This is a genomic window from Gluconobacter sp. Gdi, from assembly GCF_014132155.1.
In the GTDB taxonomy this organism is placed as follows: domain Bacteria; phylum Pseudomonadota; class Alphaproteobacteria; order Acetobacterales; family Acetobacteraceae; genus Gluconobacter.
Genome location: NZ_BLJQ01000001.1, coordinates 158,992 through 183,255 on the forward strand (window position 1 = coordinate 158,992; position 24,264 = coordinate 183,255).

Here is a 24,264-nt window from a genome sequence, read left to right on the forward strand (position 1 = left end):
AGTGCGTGTGAGGTGGGGTGGATGACCACCCCATCTGTTGGCTCTTTTGCGGGCGCATGGAAGTAGGCTGTGGCAGCCCACGCTGTCCTGCGTTCCTGAACGCCGGAGCAGCATTTTCTGGCAGATCCAGAACAGACATGGTTGGTCAGTCTGGGCCTTTTTGTCTCAGACCCTTCCGAATCTGCTCGTAAACGGAAAGAAGAGCCGGTCCAGGCGATCAAATGTAGTCTTGGCGCATCTCAATACCAACTGCCTCGGTTTGCGTCTTGGTCATGTCACGTGTGGAACTAACCATAAAACCTATGACAAGTCTCATGAATGGTGGGTTTTCAGAAAGAGCCTAATGATCTTGCTCATATAAAGAACTCCTTATATGTAATCCCCATGGAGCAAGCGCTTACCATCTTTCAGGCCCTCGCAGATAAGACCCGTCTGCGGATTCTGGCTCTTCTGCATGAAATGGAACTGTCCATCGGTGAGGTGGCGCAGGTTCTGGGGCAGAGCCAGCCTCGCGTCTCACGGCACGTAAAAATTCTTGCCGATGCTGCTCTGATTGAACGTCGCAAGGAAGGAAGCTGGGTTTTTCTGACGTTGGGTGCCACGGACGTTCTGGAGCCTGTCTTCATGGCGCTTGATCGGTGGACAATGCGTGAGCCTGCGGAAATCCACGCGGATCGTATTCGTTTACAAGCGATCCGAAACGTTCGCGCTACTGCCGCAGAAGACTGGTTTGAGACCCATGCGGCGGAGTGGGATGCACTGCGCTCGTTGCATGTTTCTGAACGGGAAGTCGAAGCGGCCATCGTGAAGAGGCTGTCCGTGTCTCCGGTTGGCAGGCTTGTGGATATCGGCACCGGAACCGGGCGCATGATGGAGTTGCTTGGAGCAGGAGCAAGTACAGTCATCGGGTTTGATCGCAGTCCGGCCATGCTGCGTCTTGCCCGTACGAAACTTGCGGCAGCGGGGCTGGAGCAGGCTGATCTGCGACAGGCAGATTTTCAGGTGCTACCTTTACCGGATCGCTCAGCCGATGTTGTGGTCATGCATCAGGTTCTGCACTACGCGCAGCATCCTGCGGCTGTGATTGCAGAGGCTGCACGCATTCTGGACACCAAGGGTCGGTTGTTGGTTGTCGATTTTGCCTCCCATAACCGGGAGGAGCTTCGCACACGGGACGCGCATGTCCGGCTTGGATTTACAGATGCGCAGATTGCCGCGTGGTTTCAGGCTGCCGGCTTAATCTCCGCAGCACCTGTCGCTCTTGCAGGCGAACTGACCGTCAAGCTCTGGCTTGGCCAACGCCCCAACTGATTTGAATTATTGAACAAGGAGCTGGCATGATGCCTGCACAGACAGGGCCTCTGCCCGCAATTTCGTTCGAGTTTTTTCCAGCCAAGACAGAGAAATCTGCGGCCACTTTGCTTGCCAATGCAAAGACACTCGCAGGTTTCGGTCCGCAGTTTATGTCCGTCACGTATGGGGCAGGCGGTTCAACACGAGACCGCACCTTAGCCACCCTGAAGGAGATGGTTCGGGAAACCGGCGTGCCAATGGCAGGGCATCTGACCTGTGTAGGCGCATCCAAAAAAGACGTGAACGCAGTGGCGCATGCATATTGGGATGCGGGCGTGAAGCATATTGTAGCTCTGCGCGGCGATCCGCCACCCTCAGCGGGTGGGGTATATGAGCCTCACCCGGAAGGATATGCAGGTGCCGTAGATCTGGTTCGAGGGCTGAAAGATATTGCGCCTTTTGAAATCTCCGTTGCAGCCTATCCGGAGACGCATCCGGCAGCCCTGAGTCCTCAGGCAGACTTGGAGCATCTCCGCGCAAAGATTGATGCCGGTGCAGATCGGGCACTAACGCAGTTCTTCTTTGACGCGGAAACGTTTCTCAGGTTCCGGGACCGCGCTGCCGCGATTGGAATAGACCGGCCGGTCGTTCCTGGTATTCTGCCAGTGGGAAGTGCTGCGCAGGCTTGGAAATTTGCAGAGATGTGCGGCGCGAATGTTCCGCAGTGGATGCGCGATCTGTTCGATGGTCTGGATGAGACGCCGCAGACGCGTGCTCTTGTGGCAGCCACTGTTGCTGACCGTCTCTGCCAGACTCTCAAGGCTGAAGGGGTGGAGCAATTCCATTTCTATACGTTGAATCATGCGGATACAGTGTCAGCCCTTTGCCGCCTTCTTGGGCGCCGTCCCGAGTAGGGAGGGGAGGGCTGGATTTCCTTTGCGAACAGGGTGACAAAAGGGGATGACAAGATTCCCGATCGTTCTTCTCGACTACGATGGTACACTGGCGGAAACGCAGCCGGCCATTCTTCGCAGCCTGAAGGAAGCCTTCGAAGCCAGTGGCTACGAAGGTCCTTCATCAGACGTTCTGAAGCATCAGCTTTCAAAGGGAGGGACGCTTCAAACACTGTTTCAGGCGATCGTTCCTGACAGTGAGGCAGATGCTGCGCAGGCTTTTGTCCGTCATTATCGGACATATTATCCCAGGGCTGATCAGGAAGAGACCGTTCTGTTTGATGGGGTCAAGTCAGTACTTGATGACCTGAAGGCTGCAGGGGCGACGCTTGTCATTTTGAGCAACAAGCATGCTCCCACTGTCCATGCCAGCATTGAGCGCTTTGGTCTGGGTGGCTGGATCAGCAATGTGATGGGTTCCGAACCAGACTATCCTCATAAGCCAGATCCCCGCGTCATGACGGACCGTGTGCGCCCGTTATTCCCCGAAGTCCCCGCATCAGATTTCCTGATGGTCGGCGATACGGCTGCCGATCTCGGGTTTGCCCGCAATAGTGGGATTGCGTCCTGTTGGGCAAGTTACGGGCACGGGTCTGCTACCCAGTGCATCGACCTCAAACCGGATTTCCGGATCGACAGTATTGCCGAACTGCTGAACGTCGCTCGCTGATACGGTGTGGTTCAGCCCTTCGGGGCTGGACCAATACTGCCGCGGGTGACGAGTTCTGTTTCCAGAATGACGTTCTTGTTCTGCCCGCCGTCCTGCTGGGTCAGGAGACGGACTGCCTCCATGCCTTTGCGTTCGTGAGGCTGGCGGATCGTGCTGAGGTCCGCCAGGGCAGCGGCGGGGATGTCATCAAATCCAAAAATCGAAACGTCTTCAGGAATGCTGAGACCCGCGGCACGGATCGTCTGCATGGCGCCAATCGCGACGCGGTCACTCATCGCCAGAATGGCTGTTGGTGCATTCTGACGGTTCAGCAGGAAGCGCGCACCTTCCGCGCCGGACTCTTCAGAGTTGATCGGGATTTCCCAAGCAGGCACATTTTCAGGCGCGATGCCCGCTTCCTGCAGAGCTGTCAGATACCCTTCCAGGCGCATGGCAATCGTGCTGTGGGCAATATTGGCACGACGCTTGGCAGTCAGAATGCCGAAATAGTCGTCATGGGCTGTTTTGAGAGACAGGATACCAAAGCGACGGTGTCCCAGCTCAAGAAGCGTTTTTGCAGCGTTGTAGGCTGCTCCGCGATCATCGATACCAACATATGGCACGTTGTCCAAACGAGGCTGATCCACCACAACGAGTGGCACGTTTCGCTGTTGCGCCATCAGAACGCATCGACTGTCGGGGGCCACGGAATAGAGGATGTATCCGTCGACTGCAGCATTGCCGAGCGAAACAGGTGTGTTCATGTTGCGAAGGCTGCTGCCTGCTGAAATCAGGGCGAGATCGGTTTCCATTTCGTCACAGCTTTTCGCGACGCCATTCAGAACTGCCAGAACAGCCGGATCAGAGAATGCGTATGGAAGGTCTTCACTGAAAAGGAAGCCCAGAGCACCGGAATGCCCGGTTGCAAGCTGCTTCGCTGCTGGATCAGGGCCTGTATATCCCAGCTCCTGCGCAGCCGCGAAGATCTTTTCCCTCAGCGCAGCCGAGAGTTGACCCGGCCGGATATAAGCGTTCGAGACTGTCGTATGAGACACCCCGACCTGTGCCGCTACATCCTTGAGCGTAACCTTGCGACGACCGTACTGACGGGTTGTTTTCATATGTTATCCAATAATGAAAACGCTGCCTTCGTGCAATCCTGACTGAAGAACGCGAAGGCTCCTTCGTGTCGGTGTTTCAGGTAAATACTGGCTCGCTCACTCTCCGCCTATCTTCACAATTACGACAAGAGGGTAAACGTCTCAGTTTTTAGGTTTTGTCGTAGCGGTATTTTTCTGGGGAACAGGTTCAAACATTGCCCGGCATTTCGGGCTGAGCTGATCCATCTTCTTCCTCATGCAGGCCGTAATTTTGGCTTCGTTGGGGATGGCAAAAGTGCACAGGCGGATGGCATCGCCTTGGCACGCCTGTTTCTGCTCATCGCGTGTCGCGGCTGACGCAGTGCCAGACAGGGTGGCAAAACCGGTGAGGCAGGCCAGAAGCATCAGGTAACGGGTCATGAACCTTCTCCTTATTCCGTATAAAAGCGTCTGATAAGCGGGACAGTTTCCGGCTGTTTTTATGTTGAAAAAGAGCCCTATGCGGTCCGCATTCTGATCACCGGGGGAGTGGGCGGACGATGCGGGCAAATCTTGCTCCTTCAAGCGAAGAGCGCTGCGTATTGGATTTTCGTAGTGGAGTGGTTGCAGTTGGTGAGACTGCCAGTCCGTCAGGACGAAGCGTCATGATGAGCATTCTGGCGCGCGCAGCATCTGGCGTATCAGCCATGCAGTAGCTGATGGCGCGGGACTCTCGCTGGGACTCAATCAGTCCACTGCGGCGGAGTGTGCCAAGATGTTGGCTCAGGGTCGGTTGGCCTATGCCCGTCATGGTTTCGATCTCACTGACGGCATGGGAGCCATCTAGCAGGGCGGACAGAATCATGAGGCGCTGTGGCTGGGCGAGCAGGCGCAGCCACTCAGCGAGGTTTCGGCTTTCTTCAAGGGCAAGAAGAGTCATGGGCGCGGCTTTTTCGGCTGAAGGAACCAGTTCGGACCTGCTTTCTGAACTGCTTCCTGGGTCTGGAGAGGAGGCGCTATGGCAGCCTGACCTGGCTGCCAGCCTTCAGGTGTCAGGACGTTGGAGCGATCAACTTCCTGCAGGGCAGAAAGCATACGCTGCAATTCTGCCACTGACCGGCCAACGCTGGCCGGATAACTCAGAATGGCGCGAATGATGCCTGTTGGATCGATGAAGAAGACGGAACGCACCGTGGCGCTGTCCTGTGCTTCCAGATCCATCATGCCATAGGCGCGGGCGACTTCCATGGATGGGTCTTCCACAATCGGAAAGGGAATGCGGACATTGAAACGATCTTCAATGGCCGTAATCCATGCCAGATGAGCGGGAAGACTGTCTGCGGATAGCCCGAGGAGAACGCAGTTTCGCTCTCGGAAAAAGGTTTCTACCTTAGCAAAAGCAATAAACTCACTGGTGCATACGGGGGTAAAATCCGCTGGGTGTGCAAACAGCATGACCCACCGGCCTCTGAGTGAACTGAGAACGAATTCACCGTGGGTCGTGCGGGCCGTAAAGTCTGGGGCTTCGTCGCCAATGCGAAGGGGAAAAAAGGCGGAGTCTTCAGTGAGGGGGCCTGTCATGATGCTGTATCCAGCCTGTCTGGGTCTTGACTGTTGATAGTTTATGACTTTATTAAACATATAATTGTTTTCTTGGAAACTGTAACTCCAAAGGTGAAAACGTCATGCCTGATGCTGCCATTGAAGCTGCAACTGCCCAGATCGGACGTGTGCAGAGTGGTGAGGTTCCATCTCCTGTAGTTTGCACGTTCTTCGATGAAGCGACAAATACCGCCAGTCACGTTGTTCACTGCCCGGGCACCAGGCGTGCTGCGATCCTGGATAGCGTACTGGACTACGATGCCGCTGCGGGTCGGACGTCCAATGGCTCTGCGCAGGCGATTGTGGATTATGTGCGTCGGGAAGGGCTGTCTGTTGACTGGCAGCTGGAGACCCATGCGCACGCCGATCATTTGTCTGCAGCCCCGTGGTTACAGGAACAGTTGGGCGGCAAGCTGGGAATTGGCGCGAACATCGTGCGGGTCCAGAATGTGTTTGGAAAGATCTTCAACGCAGGCACCCGGTTTGCGCGGGATGGATCCCAGTTTGACCACCTTTTTCATGATGGCGAGACTTTTTCTATTGGTGACCTGCCGGTCACGGTGTTGCATGTACCAGGCCATACACCTGCGGACATGGCGTTCGTAATTGGAAACTGTGCCTTCGTGGGCGACACGATTTTCATGCCGGATTTCGGGACAGCCCGCGCGGATTTCCCCGGTGGGGACGCGCGCCAGCTTTACCATTCCATTCGCCGTCTGCTGTCTCTTCCTCCGGAAACACGTCTGTTTCTGTGCCATGACTATAAGGCGCCAGAGCGCGACGAGTACGCTTGGCTAACCACGGTGGCTCTGGAGCGTGAGCACAACATTCACGTTCATGATGGAGTTAGTGAGGAAGATTTCGTGGCGATGCGCACAACGCGGGACGCTACTCTTGCCATGCCGAAACTCCTGATGCCCTCAGTGCAGGTCAATATGCGCGGCGGTCACATGCCGGAGCCGGAAGCTGACGGCATCAGCTACATCAAGATACCCGTTAATCGCCTCTGAGCAGGTTGATCTACCAAGATATTTTTGTCGGAGAGCACGTCATGCCAACCACTTCTCTTACGGATCGCTACGCTGTTTCCCCTCAGGTCACGCCGCAGGATGTTGCGGACCTCAAAGCGGAAGGATTTCGGAGTATTGTTTCGTTTCGCCCGGATGGTGAGGCGCCAGACCAGCCCGATGCCGCTGCTGTCGAGGCCGCAGCAAAGGCAGAAGGGTTGGCGTTTCTGGCCATTCCGGTGAAGGCCGGAACGGTGCCGAGTGATGCTCAGGTCTTGCAGGCTAGAGAAGCACTTGCGTCACTTCCCGCTCCAGTCGTTGGCTATTGTCGCTCGGGAACGCGCGCAGCACAGATCTGGGCGCTTGCTGAAGCGGGTACTCGTCCTGCTGCGGAGATTCTGGCGGAAGCCGCACGGGCCGGTATTGATCTGGGTGGACTGAAATCGCGTCTTGAGGCTGTGCCTGCTCCGACTATGGCTGCTCGTGAAGGCGCTCGGCATTTCCAGGTTCTGGTTATTGGTGGCGGTGCGGGCGGCCTTTCCGTTTCTGCCAGTCTGCTAAAACGTAACTCCACCCTCGCTCTTGGTATTGTCGAGCCTTCCGAAGAGCATTTTTATCAGCCGGGCTGGACGCTTGTAGGTGGCGGTGTTTTCAAGGCATCGCAGACACGACGTCGGGAACAGGACCTGATTCCCAAAGGCGCCGTTTGGCTGAAAACGTCTGTTGAGCTTTTTCGACCCGAGGCGCGTGAGGTCGTGCTGAAGGACGGCACGGTTCTGTCCTATGATGCTCTGATTGTAGCGACAGGCATTTCCCTGAACTGGGATGCTATCCCTGGTCTCAGCGAAACGCTTGGCAAGAATGGAGTGACGTCCAACTATCGCTTTGATCTGGCGCCTTACACGTGGCAGCTGGTTGAACAGCTCAAAGGCGGTAAGGCGATTTTCACGCAGCCGCCTATGCCGATCAAATGTGCTGGCGCTCCACAAAAGGCCATGTATCTGGCCAGTGACGCCTGGCGTCGTCGGGGGGTATTGAAGAATATCTCCGTCGAATTCAATACGGCAACGCCGGGTCTGTTCGGGGTGAAAGAGTTTGTGCCGTCTTTGATGGATTATGTGCGGGATTACGGTATCGCACTTCATCTGGGCTCAAGGCTTGTTGAAGTGAATGGTCCTGCACGGACGGCTGTTTTTGAGCGGAAGACGGATGCTGGCGTGGAGCGCGTGGAGTGCACGTTTGACATGCTGCATGTCGTGCCGCCGCAGGTTTCTCCCAAGGTTGTGCGAGAGAGCGCCATTGCCGGGTCGGACGGTTTTGTTGAGGTGAATCCGGAGACGCTCCAGCATGTCCGGTATCCGCAGGTCTTCGCTCTTGGTGACGTGATTGGAGCATCCTGCGCCAAGACGGCGGCAGCTGTGCGTGTGCAGGCTCCCGTTGTTGCTACAAACGTTCTGGCATTCCTGGAGCGTAAGAGCCCGGTGTCTGGATATGACGGATATGGTGCATGCCCATTGACCGTTGAGAACGGCAAGATTGTTCTTGCTGAGTTCGCCTATGGTGGGAAGTTGGCGCCGGCGCTGCCGAAGTGGCTGCTCAATGGCCAGAAAGCGACCCGTCTCGCTTGGTGGCTTAAAAAATACATCATGCCGGCTCTTTACTGGAAAGGCATGCTCAAGGGGCATGAGCTCTTTGTGGCTCCGAAGGCTCTGAAGTCCGGCAAAAAGTAAGTATTGGCTGCTTTGATGCAAATCGCGCTTGAACTGTTCTGTGGCGTCATTATCGGCTTTACGCTGGGATTGATCGGCGGCGGTGGCTCTATTTTGGCTGTTCCACTGATGGTCTATGTCGTGGGGGTGAAAAACCCCCATGTCGCGATCGGGACGAGTGCGATGGCAGTCGCCGTCAATGCGCTGGCAGGGCTTGTCAGTCATGCCCGGCAGAAAACCGTTAAATGGCGTTGCGCAGCAGTTTTCGCGCCATTTGGTGTGGTGGGAGCCTTGGTTGGTGCTGCGCTGGGCAAGGCTGTTGACGGGCAAAAACTACTGCTTTGCTTTGCGGTGCTGATGATTGTCGTGGGTATTCTAATGCTGCGGGGACGGCGGAATCCGGGCATCGCTGGGGCAGCCTGTAATCGCGACAATATGCCCAAGGTCATGGCAAGCGGAACGGTAACGGGGCTTCTGTCGGGCTTTTTTGGCATCGGCGGCGGGTTTCTCATTGTCCCCTCGCTGGTTGCCTGCACGAGAATGCCAATTTTGAATGCAATCGGAACATCGTTGGTTGCAGTGGCCGCTTTTGGGGCGAGTACCGCCCTAAGTTATATGTTGTCGGGGTATGTTGACTGGACGATGGGCGCGCTTTTCGTTCTGGGAGGTGTACTTGGTAGTACGCTTGGAACCTCTGCGGCCCGACGTCTGGCTGGAGCAGGGGGCGCGCTTACGACGTTTTTTGCTGGTGTGATCTTCGTAGTGGCCACGTATATGATCTGGCGAAGTCTTACCGCTCTTTGATCTATGAACCGGCTTGTTTCGTGAAACGTTTGTCTGCGAGACTTTCGAAAGAATTTCGCATCTAAATTCATTATAATTCCGTCTGCGGAAAATATTACATCCTGGGTAGGTAGACGGGGGCTGTTTGAAAAAGAACCCTCGCTCAACACGCATACTTCATTGTGTTGGCTCCGGGGGCATCAATGAAAAATGGGAGTGCGGAAAAAGCAGTTTGCCAGCATCTCGTTGGTGAAACAGTATTTTTCCGTGTTCCATTCCTAAATCGTTATGACATACTGAGATGGAATGTCAGGTGAGTGGGAGAATGAATGGTGACGGATGTTGGTCAGCGGTTGCGACTTGTTCGTGTTGCAAAAAATCTTTCCCAGCGCGAATTGGCCAAGCGCACCGGTGTCACCAATTCCACAATTTCACTGATTGAGTCGGGGGACATGAATCCTTCGATTGGGACGCTGAAACGCGTTCTGGACGGCATTCCTGTCACACTCGGAGATTTCTTCAGCTTCGAGACGGAAGGGCAGGAAAAATACTTTTATTCCGCCGAAGACCTGACTGAGATCGGGCAGAGCGGCATCTCCCTGCGACAGGTTGGAGGAAACCTGTTTGGTCGCTCGCTTCAGGTCTTGCACGAGCGTTATGAGCCTGGGGCCGATACAGGTGTTGCCTATGCACACGACGGCGAGGAAGCTGGTGTTGTTATTCGTGGTCAGGTCGAGGTGACGGTAGAAAACCAGTCACATATTCTCGGTCCGGGAGACGCGTACTATTTTGATAGCCGCAAACCCCATCGCTTCCGCTGTATTAGCGAGGAAGCCTGTGAAGTGATCAGTTCGTGTACGCCGCCAACCTTCTAATTGATCGGCCCAGTCCGCTCAGCGTCGTGTGTGTCATGCTGTGAGAGGGCGTTTTTCCCTGAAGCCATCGCGAAGATAATGCTGGAGCGCGCCGATCGTATAGTGCTGCTTTACGTCGGGATGGGCTGCCAGATAAGCGTCGGTGTTCCACACCGTCGTCTTCACCTCTGGACCTTCAACAAAAGTAATCGGTGTTGAGCCAACGCCTACGAAGACACGCACGCTGTCATCATACAGATGCATATACTCTTCAGGCGTCACCAGAAGTGCCTCAACAGCATGAGCGCCTTCGGCGTGAGGTTGGGTCAGGTAGGCGCGTAGGGCAGCGTCATCATTCACATCGACAAGCCCGGAAACCTTGTTTTTCAGGCGTTCTCTCCAGTCGGTGTAGGGAAGATGATGGTTATGCAAATAGGTGAAGGCGGTGCTTTTGAACTCATCCCGAACCGCTGATCGTGGTTCATGTTGCCCATCATCACAGATGGAAATTGTCTTGGCCGCTACAAATCCCTTGTGAAAGTGCCTGATAGGAGCATACCAGCCGGGCCGGCCTGGGACATTGAAAAGGGATGTATCAATTCTGAGCGCGCAATCCGTACCCTTTAGCGCGTCAAAAGCTTCATGAATGGCAGTCTTGTCCAAAGAGAGGCCATCTTCGGTAAAGACAGCAAGCAGTTCATCGCAATCCACCGGCAAAGCGAAATCATAATTGTAAAGCCCGTCCCATCCCTGGATGATCCGGGTTAGATGGCCACCTTTCCGATGAAAATCATGCGACTGGTTCAGATCCCGTCGGACTGTGACGCCTTGCTTTTCAACGGCGTCGAGAATGGAAAGTGTCTGCGGATCGACTGAGCCGTTATCAAGGATGGTGAGGTTTTCGAAACCAAAGAGCCATGCGTAATGCGTGATCCATCGCGCCAGGGCTGTACCTTCGTCCCGCTGCATCATCACAACCCGCACGATAGCCATGTTTCACTCTTCCCAATGTTTCCAGAATTGCAATGCAGACGGGTCGGGCGCCTGATCGCAAAGTCCGGCTCGCGTTGGCAGAAATCTATAAAGAGGTTGGACACACTTCGCTATACTGTCCCAACCAGACAGAAATGAGGTGGTCTTAACTTTCCCGGTCACTGCTCACAATTTCATGAGGGGTGTTTTTTAGGAGAAACGCACCAATCTTAAGGCTTGTGGAAAGCCTCTCGGTTTCGTTAAGGCTAGAGACAAGACCTTATTCAATCAGGGAGGCAGGGCATGTCCCAGTCATCATCTTTAGCGGTAAAGGAAGCTTTTCCGCCGCATCTGGCAGATATGAGGGTCAGTCGCTCACCGGGCAGGCCAATCAATCTTCTGCTGAAGGATACGATTCTTTCAGCGATTGCCGCGGTCCTGACAGAAGAAGGGTATCAGGGCCTCACGATCGGAAAAGTGGCCAAAGAGGCCGGTGTTTCTACTGCCACGGTCTATCGTCGCTGGCCTACCAAGCAGGCCATGTTCTTTGATGCCATCCGTCAATGGAAGTTCAGCCTCACGCCTGAAATCGATACAGGCAGTTTTCTGGGAGATGTCGATCAGCTGATCGAAGCGCGTATCCGCTTTCTGGCAACGCCGCTGGGCCGCACATACGGTACGCTCCTAGGTGAAGCCGTGCATAACCCGGAGTTCGGGACTGTGCTGCGCGAAGTCAGTATTGAGCCGGCCCGACAGCAAATGCATCGCTTTCTTGAGCGCGCAAAAAAGCGCGATGAAGAAGCTTTCTGTTATCCGGCGGATACGGTTCTGGATGTGATTCTCAGCACCATCCACTTTCGTGCCATGGATACGTTGTGGAGCCAGAGCATTGAAACCGAAGTCAATATCCGGGATCTCAAGGCTCTGGTCCGTTGCCTGATTGGAACGCGCCAATAGGCGGGTTCCAAGCGGAGCGTTTCAGAAGCCACAGGAGACGCGGCCGCCGATGAAGCGTGGTGTGCCGGGAATGTAGAAATACGTTGTTGTCGCCATTCCTCCGCTTTCGAAATACTGGCGGTTCAGAATGTTCGAGGCGTAAATCGTTGCTTCCCAGTGCCCGGATGAGGGGCGAAGGGTCGCATGGGCGCCGAGTAGGAAGTAGGGAGGCAGGCGATAGAAGCCGGTTCCTCCTACGGCAATGGCCTGACTGCCGCGATAAGACCAATCCGGGCCAATATCCAACCCCAGGTGGTCAGTCAGTGCCTGCCGCCACTCTGCCTGTCCGTTCAGGGTGAGTTTTGGCTGACCGTTATCAACCCCAGCGAAATTGTTGTTGATGGCCTTCCAGACGCCTGTTCTGGCATAATAAGCGTTCGTGGCAGCCCGATTGACGTTCGGGAAATCCTGATAATTTCCACGCTGCCAGCCAATGTTCTGTGTGACAAAAACATGCCGAACCGGGTGCATTTCCAGGGTGCCTTCAAAGCCCCAACTCTCTGACTTGGGAACATTGGTAATCTCGCTGAGTGGCCCGTAATTCGGAATCATCACGGTTCCGACAACCTGCTGCCCGTGGAAATCATTATAGAATGCCGCACCATTCAGGCGGAGCTTTCCCGGGATTGGATCGCTTTTGAAGCCGACCTCGTGGGTCAGGACTGTCTCCGGGCCGAACGGATCAAGCTGGGCCTGAATTTGAGTATTGTTGGCGCTGAAGCCGCCGGGTTTAAAGCCCTTACTCAGCTTGTAGTACACCATCGTACTCTGCAGCATCTGCCACGACACTCCAACCTGACCTGCGAACTGGGCAGAGGCAGTGCTCTCAGGCTGGAAGATATGTGTCGAGCCAGCGAAAATTTCTGATTTCAGACCTGTGAGTGCGCGGTCGTCGATTTCATGCAGAAGGCCACCAAAAAGCGTGACGTTATGCGGCAGGCGATAGCTGATGTGACCAAATTCGGATGTACTTTCCTGATTCATGCCGAAATTGGTGGACATCATATAGCCGCGGGCCGAGTAGTCTGTGTAATCGAACAGGAAGCGCTGTTTCATCCGGCTGCGCTGATAAAATGCTCCGACAACCCATTGCAAACGGCTGTTCGGATCGTTTGAAGACAGGCGCAACTCCTGCGTAAAAGCGTTCGCGCTGATCGTTCGATATGTATCGGCCTGTGACGCAGATGTGCCGTCCTGATCCGTATATTCCCCTTGGCGTTCCGTCTCGAAGGCACTGACGGACGTAATTTTTGCAAAGCCGAGATCACGGTCAATATGCAGATCCCAGCCCCAGAACTGATTGTGTTCACTTGGTTTGAGGCTACGGGGGCGCCCGATCAGATCGGCAAACTGAGGTCGTAGAAACCACTCTGCCTGCTGGTGTTCCAGTGAGGGTAGTCCCTGAGAGCCAATCAGGCGGTGCACCGGAACGCCAGCGACGACTTCGCTGTTGTCCTGCACAAAGTGACCTGACAGCATGATTGTGGTCCGGCTGTCAGGGCGCCAGCGCAGCTTTCCACGTAAAGCCCAGGAATCTGCATCGCCCAGATGAGCCCCCGTCAGGGGGTTGGTCTGCCAGCCACCGCCCTGTCGTGTCTGACCCGCAAGTCGGAAATCGAGTCCTTTCGCCAGCGGGCCTGACACATAGGCCTCGCTTCGGCTACGGGCATAGGAGGCGATATCTTCGCTGGCTCCGTAATGCCAGCTGCTGGTCGGGTCCGCCGTACGGAAGCGCACTTCACCGCCAGTGTCCGACTGTCCATGTGTCGTGCCGACCGGGCCTGGTGTGACGGCCGCGTCTGCCAGATCGAACATCAGGCCGCTGGCCATGGTTGAGAACGCGAAAGGCACGTCATCGAAATAGGTCAGAACGGTTGGGATATTATTCTGGGTAAAGTCGTTAAAGCCCACGCCGCGAAGGTAGAAATTCGTGGAAGCCGTTCCGTTGATGGACTGAATGGTCAGGTTGGGTGCCACGCGCTCGACGTCGCGCAACGTCACGACACCACGCTCGATCAGGCGTTCCGCAGTCAGGCGGGTATCGGCATCCGGCTGTTTCTGGGCAGATTGAAATGCAAAATCCGTTCTCTTGATGCTGACTTTAATGGTTTCGTCCGTATGAGCTTCAAGAGATTTTGGAGCAGCGTGACGCTGTTTCTTATTGTGTTGAACAGGAGGCGCTGCCGCGAGAACTGAAGACGCTCCCAGGAGACTGACGCCAAGAAAAAGAACCCTGCGAAACGCCATGGAAAAAGATGCTCTTCTGAAAGGAAAATGCCGGGCAGCGGCAGAATTGTGGCTTTTATATCTCACCGGGATGCCAGAGCAAACAATCAGGAGGAAAAAGGTCCGCTTCTGCTTGATCTGTTATGATATAACATAATAGAGAGTTGGCGCTGAAAATACCTTTCGTCTGTTGAGGACCTCATGCTGCCTTTTGTGTCTGCCCGATCTTTCCTTGTGCTTCTTGGATGCACGACGGCTCTGTGTGGCGCTGCTCATGCTCAGGAAACAACGGCTGGAACGACAGGTACCGATACGGAAACCTCTCGTTCCAGTTTCGGTCATTCTGACAACCAGCACGGAACGACCGTGACGGAAACGAGCCGCACAGGTGAAGACGATCTTGTCGTCAATGCTCATCTGGAACGGGCCCGGGACGCTCTTCAGTCTTCCACAGGGGCCACGACCTATCGTTTCAGCCGTCAGGACATCGAGACTAATCCGGGTGGCGATAACGCGCCCCTGACGTCTGTTCTTCTTCAGGCACCAGGCGTCGCGCAGGACAGCTACGGTCAGATTCATATCCGTGGCGACCATAACGAAGTCCAGTTCCGTTTGGATGGTGTGGCGCTGCCAGAAGGCATGAGTGTTTTCGGTCAGGCGCTCATGACCCGCTTTGCACATTCCATGTCCCTCACGACGGGCGCGCTTCCCAGCGAGTACGGATTTCTTCAGGCCGGTGTGATCGATATCAACACCAAGAATGGCTATTCCGATGCGGGCGGTAGTGTCTCCATTTATGGCGGCGCCCGGGACTATTTCTTTCCGTCACTGCAATATGGTGGCCACAAGGGGAAGTGGGACTGGTTTGCTACCGCTGACTATATTCACAACCGTGTTGGCATTGAAAACACGACCCCCAGCTTCAATGCGATCCACGATCTGACGAACCAGTACCACTTCCTGGGGCATGCTCGGTACACGGTTGATGAAAATACCCGGATCAGTCTAACCGCCGGTGTTTCGAATGCTGAGTATCAGCTCCCGAACAATCCGGGTCAGCAGCGCCAGTTCGCCAATCCGTCCTATCTCGGAAGCACCCTGTCCCAGAGCCAGTATGGCACAGGGGACAGCAGCAGCCTGAGCGAGCACCAGAAGGAAATCACGGATTTCGGCATACTTTCCTTGCAGAAGGATATGGGGCGTCTCAGTTTCCAGACGTCCGCCGTGCTGAGATACAGCTCTCTGCGATACTCACCTGATCCGCTAGGCGATCTGGTATATAACGGCATTGCACAGCGTGCTGCGCGATCCGTCTTCTCAACCGGAACACAGACGGATGCAACCTGGCAGGCTGCAAGAAATCATACCGTTCGTTTCGGCTATCAGATCTATGTTGAGCGTAATACGTCCAAGTCTGACTCAACAGTTTATACGCAGTCCGGTGAGGACGAGGACGGCAACGCTGTTTACTCCGGCGATACGGCGAACATCCATGATGGCTCCGGCCGTACGGGTTGGATGTACGGGCTGTACGCTCAGGATGAATGGCGTCCGATCAAGAACCTGACCATCAATTATGGTCTGCGGTTTGATGGTGTGGATGAATACACACATTCAAAGCAGGTCAGCCCGCGTATCAATATCGTTTACAAGCCTTGGCACGGTGGAACCTTCCATGCGGGCTATTCCCGTTACTTCACGCCGCCGCCGTTTGAACTCGTGACCGGAACGGCTTTGTATAAATACACGGGAACCTCTGCTGAGCCTGCCAATTACAAGAACAGCACGGTCAAGTCTGAGCGCGATCACTACTTTGACGCCGGTTTCTCTCAAACGATCCTGCCAGGCTGGCACGCTTCGTTTGATGCCTACGTCAAACTGGCGAAGAACATGATTGATGAGGGGCAGTTTGGCTCGCCTGTTATTCTGTCAGTGTTCAACTACCGTCGTGGACAGGTGCACGGATACGAGTTCTCCACGGATTACACGCGTGGCGCCTTCAGTGTTTATGGCAATTTCTCCTGGTCACGTGCCATTGGCAAGGACGTGGTGTCGGGTGAGTGGAACTTCGATCCTGAAGATCTGTCTTACATCAAGAACCGCTGGGTGCATCTTGATCATGACCAACGTTGGACGGCGTCTGCGGGGACAAGCTACACGGCTTTCTACAGAACCGGCCACCCGCTGCGCCTGTCTGCGACAATGGTTTATGGAAGTGGTCTGAGAGCTGATGGCGCGACGCCGAATGGTGCTTCTGTGCCGCAGTATGCGACATTCAATCTGTCTCTGGTTCAGTCCTTCAAGGATCTGTTCCACGTTCCATTCCTGAAGCAGACGCAGCTTCGTCTGGATGTCACCAATCTGTTCGACAGGACGTACCTGCTGCGTGACGGCAGCGGCATTGGCGTGGGGGCGCCACAGTATGGCCTGCGTCGTACCATCCTGACCGGCATTGATCAGCGGTTCTAATTTTAGGGACTGTCTGAAGTTGAAGGCGGGGCGGTTGCGAAAGCAGCTTGCCCCCGTTTTTTATATCGAGAGGTGGGACGACCTATTCTGCAACGTCCATTTCAGGGACGATCGACTCACTTTTGATCCAGGGCGGTCCATCCATGTTGAGAACATGTGGAATCTGGGACAGTGGAACCGCTTTTGAAAAATGCCATCCTTGTAAAAAGTCACATCCCATCAGGCGCAGTTCTTCGGCTTGCTCGGCCGTTTCCACGCCTTCAGCCACAACAACACGGTTCATGCTGTGAACAATATCGATAACGCCGCGGATAATAGCAGTATCAATGCCGCGCTCCGTAACGCCTGACGTAAAGACCCGGTCAATCTTGATATGATCGAACGTCACGGTGCGTAGATGGGTCAGAGACGCAAAGCCGGTACCAAAGTCATCTAATGAGATCTGAACACCAGCACGATGGAGTTTCTTGAGTTCATCCAGAATATGCTGATTGTGCTGACCAAAGAGAATTTTCTCTGTGATCTCAATGGTCAGTTTTTCAGCCGGAACACCATGTTTTTTCATTTCACGGAAAAGCCGTTCCGTGAAATTGTGATCCCGAAAATCATCTGACGTTACGTTGATGGAAATGCGGTCAAACGGGATTTTGTGCTGCAGAAGATACCGGATATCCGTGAGTGCCTGCCGCAAGACGAAATTTCCGATTGCGATGCTCAGTTCTGCATCGTCAAAAGCATCATAAAAATACTGTGGGCTCAGCAGTCCGCGCTCTGGATGATCCCAGCGCAGGAGAGCTTCGAAAGAGGGCGGGCTGTCCTGATTTAAGGGGAGAACAAGCTGATAGAAAAGTTTGAATTGCTTTTTCTTGAGAGCGGCCTGCATGGCTGTTCTCAGTCGAGAGCGGCGCTCGGTTTTTTCTTTCATGAAGGGCGCGTATTTTTTGATTCTGTTGCGACCGTCTGCTTTGGCTTCATAAAGTGCAAGGTCTGCACAGCGCAGAATTTCGCGTTTTCGACTGTCGTTCAGCTTCGAGACCGCATAGCCCAGACTGGCACTACAAAGATGCGTCAGACTTCCGCTACGAAACCGGAAGCGCATAGCCTCAAGAATTTTCTGGAGCTTGAGTTCAAATGTCTGCGGGTCGTTTGACACCATGATGATGGCAAATTCGTCTCCACCAATACGGGCAATGAAACAGTCGGGAGATTGGAAAGTCTTCAGGCGCCCTGCAATTTTCTTTAGCAGGCGATCACCGGATTCATGGCCAGATGTATCATTGATGATTTTGAACGTATCGATATCGAGCAGGCACAGACAGAAATGCCGGTTGTCTGGATGTTCCTGTGCGAAAAGCACTTTCAGGTACTGTGAGAATGATGTGCGGTTGGAAATATTCGTGAGGAAGTCAGTATTGACGGCTTCCTGCAATTTCAGCCGGTTGGCTGTCAGGCGTTGTTCGGCACGTTTGCGGGCAGTGATGTCAAAGCGGATCGCCACATAATTAATGACCTTCCCTTTTTCATTGCATCGGGGAACAATTGTTGTATCGACCCAGTATAGTTTTCCGTTTTTCTTTCTATTGCAGATTTCACCATGCCAGACGCCCCCCTGTGCAATGGTTCTGTACATTTTCTGAAAGAAATTGGAATCATGAACGCCCGAGTGAAGCATTCGATGGTCCTGTCCGATCAGTTCAGCCCTGGAATAGCCACTGATCTCGACAAATTTTTCATTAACTGAGAGAATTTTTCCTTTAGTATTCGTTACGGCGACAATAGCCGAGCAATCAAGAGCATGGAGAACAAAGGAATCATGAGAACTTTCGGACCATGCCTGAAGTGATTCAAGATAAGTTCCGAAATTCTGTTCCTGATAGGTGTTCACTAAGTCTGTCCCGCTTGGCCATAGGTCCGAGTGTCGCGAGAAAACACTAAAAAAATACTAACAAGGTGCTTTTGAGAGGGTATATCTGAAAGATAATATCACAAAAAGACCTTTTTTAAGCCAAAAGCGTCAAGGCAAAATCTTTTTGTTCGGTAGAAAAGGCCGTCAGGAAAATACAAAAAATCCTAAGGGCGCAGTATTTCATGGATTTGCTGAATTTATCCTCAGCCGGGGATGCACCGTGAAGGGTGTCAGATCTGTCGTCCGGCTGCGACGTCTCTCGCCGAACGACAGAATGAAGGGTTGGGAAATACCCAGTACGCTTAAAGAGAGCCTTCCCAGCCGCCCCCTAGGGCGCGGTAAAGATGCGTCATTGAAACGGAGACGCCTGCACGGGCTTCTGACAGGGCACTTCGCGTCGAGAGAAGCGCACTCTGTGCTGTCAGGACATTCAGGAAGTCCCCGGCACCCTGACTATACTGAAGTTGGGCAATGTGAACGGCCGTTTCGTTCTCGGTGACGCTTTCTTCCAGCCGCTTCTGACGCTCCTGAGCTGTGCTCAGATCCGTCATGGCATCATCGATTTCTTCCCATGCATGCAGGATTGTCTTTTGAAGCGCGATGGCGGCTTCTTTCTGCTGCGCTTTCCGAAGATGAAGCTGTCCTGTAAGGCGGCCGCCTTCAAAGAGCGGTAGCGTCATGGTTGGGCCGAAGCCATACTGACGCGATGCCCAGGACCCAAGTCCGCTGAACTGGAGTGCCTGAATATCCAAACTGCCGGATAGCGTTACACGGGGGTAGAAGTCTGCAATAGCCACGCCAATACTTGCCGTTGCAGCATGCAGACGTTCCCTTGCCGCGCGGATATCTGGTCTCCGGTCCGCGAGTTGAGACGGCAGGCCCGTCGGAATGTTGGTTGGCACGGGTGGAATAATGCCGGGCTTATTCAATGTGCTGGCCAGCGCTCCCGGTTCGCGTGCGACAAGGAAGCTGAGGGCATTGATGAGATGCACGCTCTGGCTTTTTAAGGGCGGCAACCGCGCTTCGAAGCTGTGCATCTGTCCGCGGGAATAGGCGACGTCCAGTTTGGTAGCGGTTCCCTGTGTAAAGCGCAGTGTTGTCAGGTCCACGCTGTGACGGGCAATTTCGATGCTCTGCTGGGTAATGGCAATCTGTGCCTGCACATTGCGGAGCGCAATATAGTCCTGTGCTGTCTCGGCCATCAGGGAGACCAGGACATTGCGCTGCATGTCTTCTGTTGCATGCATGGCAGCTGTGGCTGCTTCAACCTGCCTTCTGACATGTCCCCAGAAATCGACTTCCCAAGAGGCACTTAAGCCATACTGAGGCAGGTTAAAGGCTGGATTTCCTTTGGCGCCGTCGGCAGCGGCAGGGCCAAACCCCTGTGCACCACTGGCAATATCGCCAGGGCTAGCCTGTTCAGTTGTTCCTAGTAGCCCCAGAATACCGTTGGTGCTGGCGCGTTCCCGTGCGTAGGAGGCTGCGCCATCCAGGCGCGGCATTTGCGCGGCACTCGCAATCCGGCGCTCTGCTTGGCTTTCAGCCAGGTTCAGCGCGGCTGTCCGCAGGTCCAGATTGCTGCGAACAACGTCTGCTTCAAGTTGCGTGAGCACCGGGTCGTTGTAGAGGTGCCACCATTGCGGGTCGAGAGTGGCTTCTGTCGGGCGGTCTGTCGCTGGGGCAACACTCTCATGGTAGTGCGCGGGCGCGTTGTCAGTGGGCTTATGATAGTCCGGTCCGACCGTACAGGCGCTCAACGCTGTAACAGACAGAAGGATAGTTATTCGCGGCGATAGGGAAAAGCGCATGGACTGTCTCACTGCCAGGCGTAGCGGTTGTCACGGGCATGTGGGCCTTCCGGCTGCGAGGCCGTATCCACTTCCGCTTCAACAGACATGCCGACGCGAACCTTGGCTGCCAGTGGTTGTCCTGCATCGATTGTCAGTTTGACGGGAACGCGCTGGACGACCTTCGTGAAGTTGCCTGTCGCATTATCTGGCTGAATCGCAGCGAAGGCTACGCCCGTTGCTGGGGCCAGACTGTCCACATGTGCGTGGAGCGGATGACCGGGGAAGGTATCAACCCAGATGGTGGCCCGTTGGCCTGTCTGCATCTTGGTCAGCTGGGTTTCCTGGAAATTGGCCAGCACATAGGCTTTCTGAACCGGAACCACAGCGAGTAGACCTGTACCCGGATGCACATAAGCACCAACGCGCACGCCACGCTCACCGACAATGCCGTCTACCGGTGCTGGAATGGTGCAGTAGGACAGGTTCAGCTCTGCCTGATGTTCGGTACTTTGTGCTTTGAGAAGGGCGCCCTGTGCACGCTGGATCTGTGCCTGAAGAACCGGGATCTGCTGTCGGGCACTGTCAACGCCAGCCTTGTCGCGGGCGAGGGCTGCCATGGCTTCCCGAAGATGAGCATCGGCACCTTGCTGTTGCTCGAGCGTGCTGGCCCCACCTGCAGAAAGATTGTGATAGCGGGTGGCGTTCTGCTGCGCGAAGGCCAGACTCGCTTCGTCAGCTTTAACCGTATCCGAAGCGGCGGCAATCAGGCTGTCCTGACGGGCCAGCATGGCCTGAAGGTTGCTTACATCACCTTCTGCGGCTGCCATGTCACCCTTGGCGGCGGCAAGGGCTGCGCGATAGTCATCGTCTTCGATATGGGCGAGTTCTTCGCCAGCGTGAACGTTTTCATTATCTTCCGCCAGCACGCGGTCGATCCGGCCCGAAACCTTGGGAGCAACGGTCGTGAAGTCTGCCGTTACATAGGCATCATTGGTTTTCTGGTGAACGCCATCACCCACGAAGAAACGATCGGCGCTCCAGGCCAGTCCGGTCAGAACCACGACTGCACAACCGGCGAGAAGAAGAGGCTTTCCATAAATCATGTCTGAGAGATCCGGATCTTAATGTGCGGGGGCGGTCACGGGAGCCGCCGGAACAGGAGTGGGAGTTGCTGCAGGTTTTGGTGCCGGGCCTTTGCCGGGTGGATAGACGCGTTTCGGAAGAATGAAATTCAAAACAACGTAGACGGCGCACACCACCGCAACGACGAGGTAGATATCCGCCAGAGCAAGCACGACAGACTGCTCGTGCAGGTAGTCATGGAAGATTTCCAACGCATTGCGGGAGACATGCGCTGTATCTGGCGAGGTGTTCTGGATCGCGTTTTCGATCGGGTTTCCCATGCCGGACAGGGACGTCGCGTTATTGCCGGAGCGGTCCAGCAGCATGTTTGAATGATATTGCTCACGACGTCTGAGCAGCACCTCGAATAGAGCCGCAGCTACGGCGCTGGCCATTCCCTTGAGCATGTTCACCATGCCGGAAATGAATGGCCCATCCGCCGGCCCGAGGGACATGGTTGCAAGCACCAGAACGGGAATGACCACCATGGGCTGCCCCACTACCTGTAGGCCCTGCAGAAGATAGAAATTATCCCGTACCCAGTCCGGTGTGAGCCAGGTTCCGAGGAACGCCGCCAGCCCGAGGCAGCTCATGCCGATGCCGAGCAGATAGCGGCAGTCCACCGAGCGCATGTTGCAGAGGGCTGCAGTCAACGGAAGCATGATGAGCTGTGGCAGAGCGACCATCAGCGCAATAGGGGCTGTCTGGGACGGACGGTATCCGCGAACTTCCGCCAGATAGGTGGACGGAATCTGTATCATCAGACTGCAGATGACCAGAACGCCTACAAGAGTAAGCATGGCCATCGCGATGTTACGGTTCTTCCAGTACTGAAGTCGGAAAAACGGGCTGTGATGGTGCCATTCGTGGAACAGGAAGCCCACAAACAGCGCTCCGCCCCAGAACGTCAGATGGGAAATAATCGGAGAGCGGAACCAGTCCAGTCGATCACCCTGATAAAGGACTGTGACGACGCATAAAATGGACGGCACACCGATGAAGAAGCCGCGCCAGTTGAACTTCACGAAGCGTTCGAGATGCACCGGGTCTTTGGGAAGTCCATAAGCCATCATGGCAATGGCAATGGCGCTGAGTGGAATGACCTCCCAGTACAGCCAGTGCCAGCCGAAATGCTCAAACCACAGGGCTTCCAGTGGGCCACCCAGATTAGGGCCGAATGTCGCGCTCATGGCGTATCCACCCACACCGAACACCTTGATAGGCGGCGGCAGGTATTTGAGCATCACGGTCATGAGGACGGGCGGCAGACACCCTGCACTGAGACCCTGTGCAGCGCGCAGGAAACACAAGGAAATCATGTCAGGCATGAACGGCAGCGGAATGGACAGCAGGGCAAGCACTGCCGTCATGAAGATCGAAAACCGGTAGATCGAGAATGTCATGTAGAACCATGGCGTGAAGGCCATGGCGGCAATGTTGAAGGCCTCGTAGGTCGAGATGAACCACGTGCCTTCGTCATGACCGATATGCATGGCGCCGCGAATGTCTGACAGGCCGATTTCGGTAATGTGCTCGTTGAATCCGGCAACATGCACAGCCAGCAACATGCCAAGGCACCCTATAATGGTCCGCATTCCGAACGGCGGTATGTAGGAGGGTTGTTCGGGTGCTGCTGCGGTGGGTGAAGGTAAAGCCATAAGGTGCTCTCGTGATGCCAGAGAGCTTCTATCGGCGATGCGCAGGTGGAGAAAAACCCACACTTCAGGCAGATGAGGATTCCACTTTCTGGAAGTGTTTCTCTTAAGCCTTTCATTTCTGTATGTTGGACTGCGTTATTCCTGTTTGATGCGGCTGGAACAGGGCGCTCACGATTAGGGGAGATAAGTGTATGGCAAACCGGAAGTCAGGAGGCCGCCGCTACGACCTGGATCTGTTGCGTTATCTCCAGGTGCTGGTGGAAGAGCAGAGCGTCTCGCTCGCCGCGCGTAGATTACAGGTCAGTGAGCCTGCCATGAGCCGACATCTGGCGCGTCTGCGAAGTGTTTTTAACGACCCCATCCTTGTCATGTCCGGTCGGCGCATGGTTGCAACGGCTTTCGCCAACCGTATCCGGGACCGTGTTCAGGGACTGGTGAGGGATGCGGATGATCTGCTCAATGAAGGGGCGGAGCTGAATCTGAAGGCGATGTCTCCAAAGTTCACCATTCGCGCCAATGATATTGTTGTGGGTGCTTTCGGGCCTGCAATTCTTCTGGCCCTTCGGAAGGATTGCCCGGAATGTCGCATTGTTTTCTCCCCGGAGTCTGAAGAGACCGCCAGTGAAGCCCTGCGTGGAAGCCACATAGATCTCTATATTGGGGCGACTGACGATCTGCGTCCGGAAATCATGCGCAAGGCCCTGTTCGACACGTCTTTCAGTGCCTTCGTCCGGGCAGGGCATCCGATCCTTAAGGGAAAAATCACCCCTCATGCACTTGTGGCTTACGATCATGTCAGTGTGTCGCGGAAAGGGCGTGCGTTTGGCCCGATCGATGTCATCCTGAAGGAGCGATATGCTCTCTCACGTCGCATCGCGATGGTGGTTCCGACGTATTATTCGCTTATCGAATCACTGCGTGGAACAGACATGATCCTTCCTTTACCGCGGATCGTTATTGACTGTCTGCCATTGGCGGAGATGGGTCTTGAAACGTTTGATTTTCCTTTTGTGCTTCCACCAGTCCACGCGTTTCAGGCCTGGCATCCACGGCTGGACATGGATCAGCTTCATCGATGGATGCGGGATACGGTTTCACAGGCCATTCGTGGGGAAATGGGACGCCTGGGAGTCAGGTGAAATGTTATGTCATGGCCTAGTTAATGAGAATCAGTTGCATTAACAACTCTTCTGAGG

At 54.8% G+C, this 24,264-nt stretch carries 20 protein-coding genes; 10 read left to right on the top strand and 10 right to left on the bottom strand.

Going from position 1 to position 24,264, the window contains the following annotated elements:
• Nucleotides 1-384 precede the first annotated feature (384 nt).
• From JN414_RS00635 to JN414_RS00645, 3 genes are read left to right on the top strand one after another with little or no spacing between them, the layout of a single operon-like run.
• On the top strand, nucleotides 385-1,311 hold the full coding sequence (locus JN414_RS00635; protein WP_202206284.1) for a metalloregulator ArsR/SmtB family transcription factor: 927 nt from the start codon (nucleotides 385-387) through the stop codon (nucleotides 1,309-1,311).
• Between the two features lie 29 nt (nucleotides 1,312-1,340).
• The gene (metF, locus tag JN414_RS00640) at nucleotides 1,341-2,207 is read left to right on the top strand and encodes a methylenetetrahydrofolate reductase [NAD(P)H] (protein WP_202206765.1); all 867 of its coding nucleotides are present in this window, start codon (nucleotides 1,341-1,343) and stop codon (nucleotides 2,205-2,207) included.
• Nucleotides 2,208-2,253: 46 nt separating this feature from the next.
• Nucleotides 2,254-2,916 carry an HAD family hydrolase gene (locus JN414_RS00645; protein ID WP_202206285.1) on the top strand — a complete coding sequence of 221 codons (663 nt, stop codon included), beginning with the start codon at nucleotides 2,254-2,256 and terminating at the stop codon, nucleotides 2,914-2,916.
• Nucleotides 2,917-2,927: 11 nt separating this feature from the next.
• Here the strand turns inward: JN414_RS00645 and JN414_RS00650 are convergent, their stop codons facing one another.
• The 4 genes from JN414_RS00650 to JN414_RS00665 form a co-directional block, all read right to left on the bottom strand.
• Nucleotides 2,928-4,016: a LacI family DNA-binding transcriptional regulator gene (locus tag JN414_RS00650; RefSeq protein ID WP_202206286.1), complete on the bottom strand. Its 1,089-nt coding sequence runs from the start codon at nucleotides 4,014-4,016 to the stop codon at nucleotides 2,928-2,930.
• Nucleotides 4,017-4,157: 141 nt separating this feature from the next.
• Entirely contained in the window at nucleotides 4,158-4,415 is a 258-nt protein-coding gene (locus JN414_RS00655) for a hypothetical protein (RefSeq protein ID WP_202206287.1), read from the bottom strand.
• A gap of 97 nt (nucleotides 4,416-4,512) precedes the next feature.
• Nucleotides 4,513-4,914 (bottom strand): helix-turn-helix transcriptional regulator, encoded by a 402-nt coding sequence (locus tag JN414_RS00660; protein WP_202206288.1) that lies wholly within the window; start codon nucleotides 4,912-4,914, stop codon nucleotides 4,513-4,515.
• The gene (locus JN414_RS00665; protein WP_202206289.1) at nucleotides 4,911-5,555 is read right to left on the bottom strand and encodes a peroxiredoxin; all 645 of its coding nucleotides are present in this window, start codon (nucleotides 5,553-5,555) and stop codon (nucleotides 4,911-4,913) included. The genes JN414_RS00660 and JN414_RS00665 overlap by 4 nt, the downstream gene beginning before the upstream one ends.
• A gap of 104 nt (nucleotides 5,556-5,659) precedes the next feature.
• Here JN414_RS00665 and JN414_RS00670 point away from each other — a divergent pair, with 104 nt between their 5' ends.
• From JN414_RS00670 to JN414_RS00685, 4 genes are all read left to right on the top strand, one after another.
• Entirely contained in the window at nucleotides 5,660-6,586 is a 927-nt protein-coding gene (locus JN414_RS00670; protein ID WP_202206290.1) for an MBL fold metallo-hydrolase, read from the top strand.
• A gap of 41 nt (nucleotides 6,587-6,627) precedes the next feature.
• Nucleotides 6,628-8,313, top strand: coding sequence for a bifunctional protein tyrosine phosphatase family protein/NAD(P)/FAD-dependent oxidoreductase (locus tag JN414_RS00675; RefSeq protein WP_202206291.1), 1,686 nt, complete (start codon nucleotides 6,628-6,630; stop codon nucleotides 8,311-8,313).
• Between the two features lie 15 nt (nucleotides 8,314-8,328).
• On the top strand, nucleotides 8,329-9,096 hold the full coding sequence (locus JN414_RS00680; RefSeq protein WP_202206292.1) for a sulfite exporter TauE/SafE family protein: 768 nt from the start codon (nucleotides 8,329-8,331) through the stop codon (nucleotides 9,094-9,096).
• Between the two features lie 308 nt (nucleotides 9,097-9,404).
• Nucleotides 9,405-9,950 (top strand): cupin domain-containing protein, encoded by a 546-nt coding sequence (locus JN414_RS00685; protein ID WP_202206293.1) that lies wholly within the window; start codon nucleotides 9,405-9,407, stop codon nucleotides 9,948-9,950.
• Nucleotides 9,951-9,983: 33 nt separating this feature from the next.
• On the opposite strand, the gene JN414_RS00690 is transcribed toward JN414_RS00685, so the two are convergent.
• On the bottom strand, nucleotides 9,984-10,922 hold the full coding sequence (locus JN414_RS00690; RefSeq protein ID WP_202206294.1) for a glycosyltransferase family 2 protein: 939 nt from the start codon (nucleotides 10,920-10,922) through the stop codon (nucleotides 9,984-9,986).
• Between the two features lie 282 nt (nucleotides 10,923-11,204).
• Here JN414_RS00690 and JN414_RS00695 point away from each other — a divergent pair, with 282 nt between their 5' ends.
• Nucleotides 11,205-11,858: a TetR/AcrR family transcriptional regulator gene (locus JN414_RS00695; RefSeq protein ID WP_202206295.1), complete on the top strand. Its 654-nt coding sequence runs from the start codon at nucleotides 11,205-11,207 to the stop codon at nucleotides 11,856-11,858.
• 21 nt (nucleotides 11,859-11,879) lie between these two features.
• Here JN414_RS00695 and JN414_RS00700 read toward each other — a convergent pair whose 3' ends face one another.
• Nucleotides 11,880-14,144, bottom strand: coding sequence for a TonB-dependent receptor (locus tag JN414_RS00700; protein ID WP_202206296.1), 2,265 nt, complete (start codon nucleotides 14,142-14,144; stop codon nucleotides 11,880-11,882).
• 180 nt (nucleotides 14,145-14,324) lie between these two features.
• Here JN414_RS00700 and JN414_RS00705 point away from each other — a divergent pair, with 180 nt between their 5' ends.
• Nucleotides 14,325-16,592 (top strand): TonB-dependent receptor, encoded by a 2,268-nt coding sequence (locus JN414_RS00705; RefSeq protein ID WP_202206297.1) that lies wholly within the window; start codon nucleotides 14,325-14,327, stop codon nucleotides 16,590-16,592.
• A gap of 82 nt (nucleotides 16,593-16,674) precedes the next feature.
• Here the strand turns inward: JN414_RS00705 and JN414_RS00710 are convergent, their stop codons facing one another.
• From JN414_RS00710 to JN414_RS00725, 4 genes are all read right to left on the bottom strand, one after another.
• Entirely contained in the window at nucleotides 16,675-18,477 is a 1,803-nt protein-coding gene (locus tag JN414_RS00710) for a GGDEF domain-containing phosphodiesterase (RefSeq protein ID WP_202206298.1), read from the bottom strand.
• A 323-nt stretch (nucleotides 18,478-18,800) separates the two neighbouring features.
• Nucleotides 18,801-20,306: an efflux transporter outer membrane subunit gene (locus tag JN414_RS00715; protein ID WP_202206299.1), complete on the bottom strand. Its 1,506-nt coding sequence runs from the start codon at nucleotides 20,304-20,306 to the stop codon at nucleotides 18,801-18,803.
• An 8-nt stretch (nucleotides 20,307-20,314) separates the two neighbouring features.
• Nucleotides 20,315-21,391 (bottom strand): HlyD family secretion protein, encoded by a 1,077-nt coding sequence (locus JN414_RS00720; protein ID WP_202206300.1) that lies wholly within the window; start codon nucleotides 21,389-21,391, stop codon nucleotides 20,315-20,317.
• 18 nt (nucleotides 21,392-21,409) lie between these two features.
• Nucleotides 21,410-23,068, bottom strand: coding sequence for an MFS transporter (locus tag JN414_RS00725; RefSeq protein WP_202206301.1), 1,659 nt, complete (start codon nucleotides 23,066-23,068; stop codon nucleotides 21,410-21,412).
• Nucleotides 23,069-23,259: 191 nt separating this feature from the next.
• Between JN414_RS00725 and JN414_RS00730 the strand changes: the two genes are divergently transcribed.
• Nucleotides 23,260-24,207 carry a LysR family transcriptional regulator gene (locus tag JN414_RS00730; RefSeq protein WP_202206302.1) on the top strand — a complete coding sequence of 316 codons (948 nt, stop codon included), beginning with the start codon at nucleotides 23,260-23,262 and terminating at the stop codon, nucleotides 24,205-24,207.
• Nucleotides 24,208-24,264 lie beyond the last annotated feature (57 nt).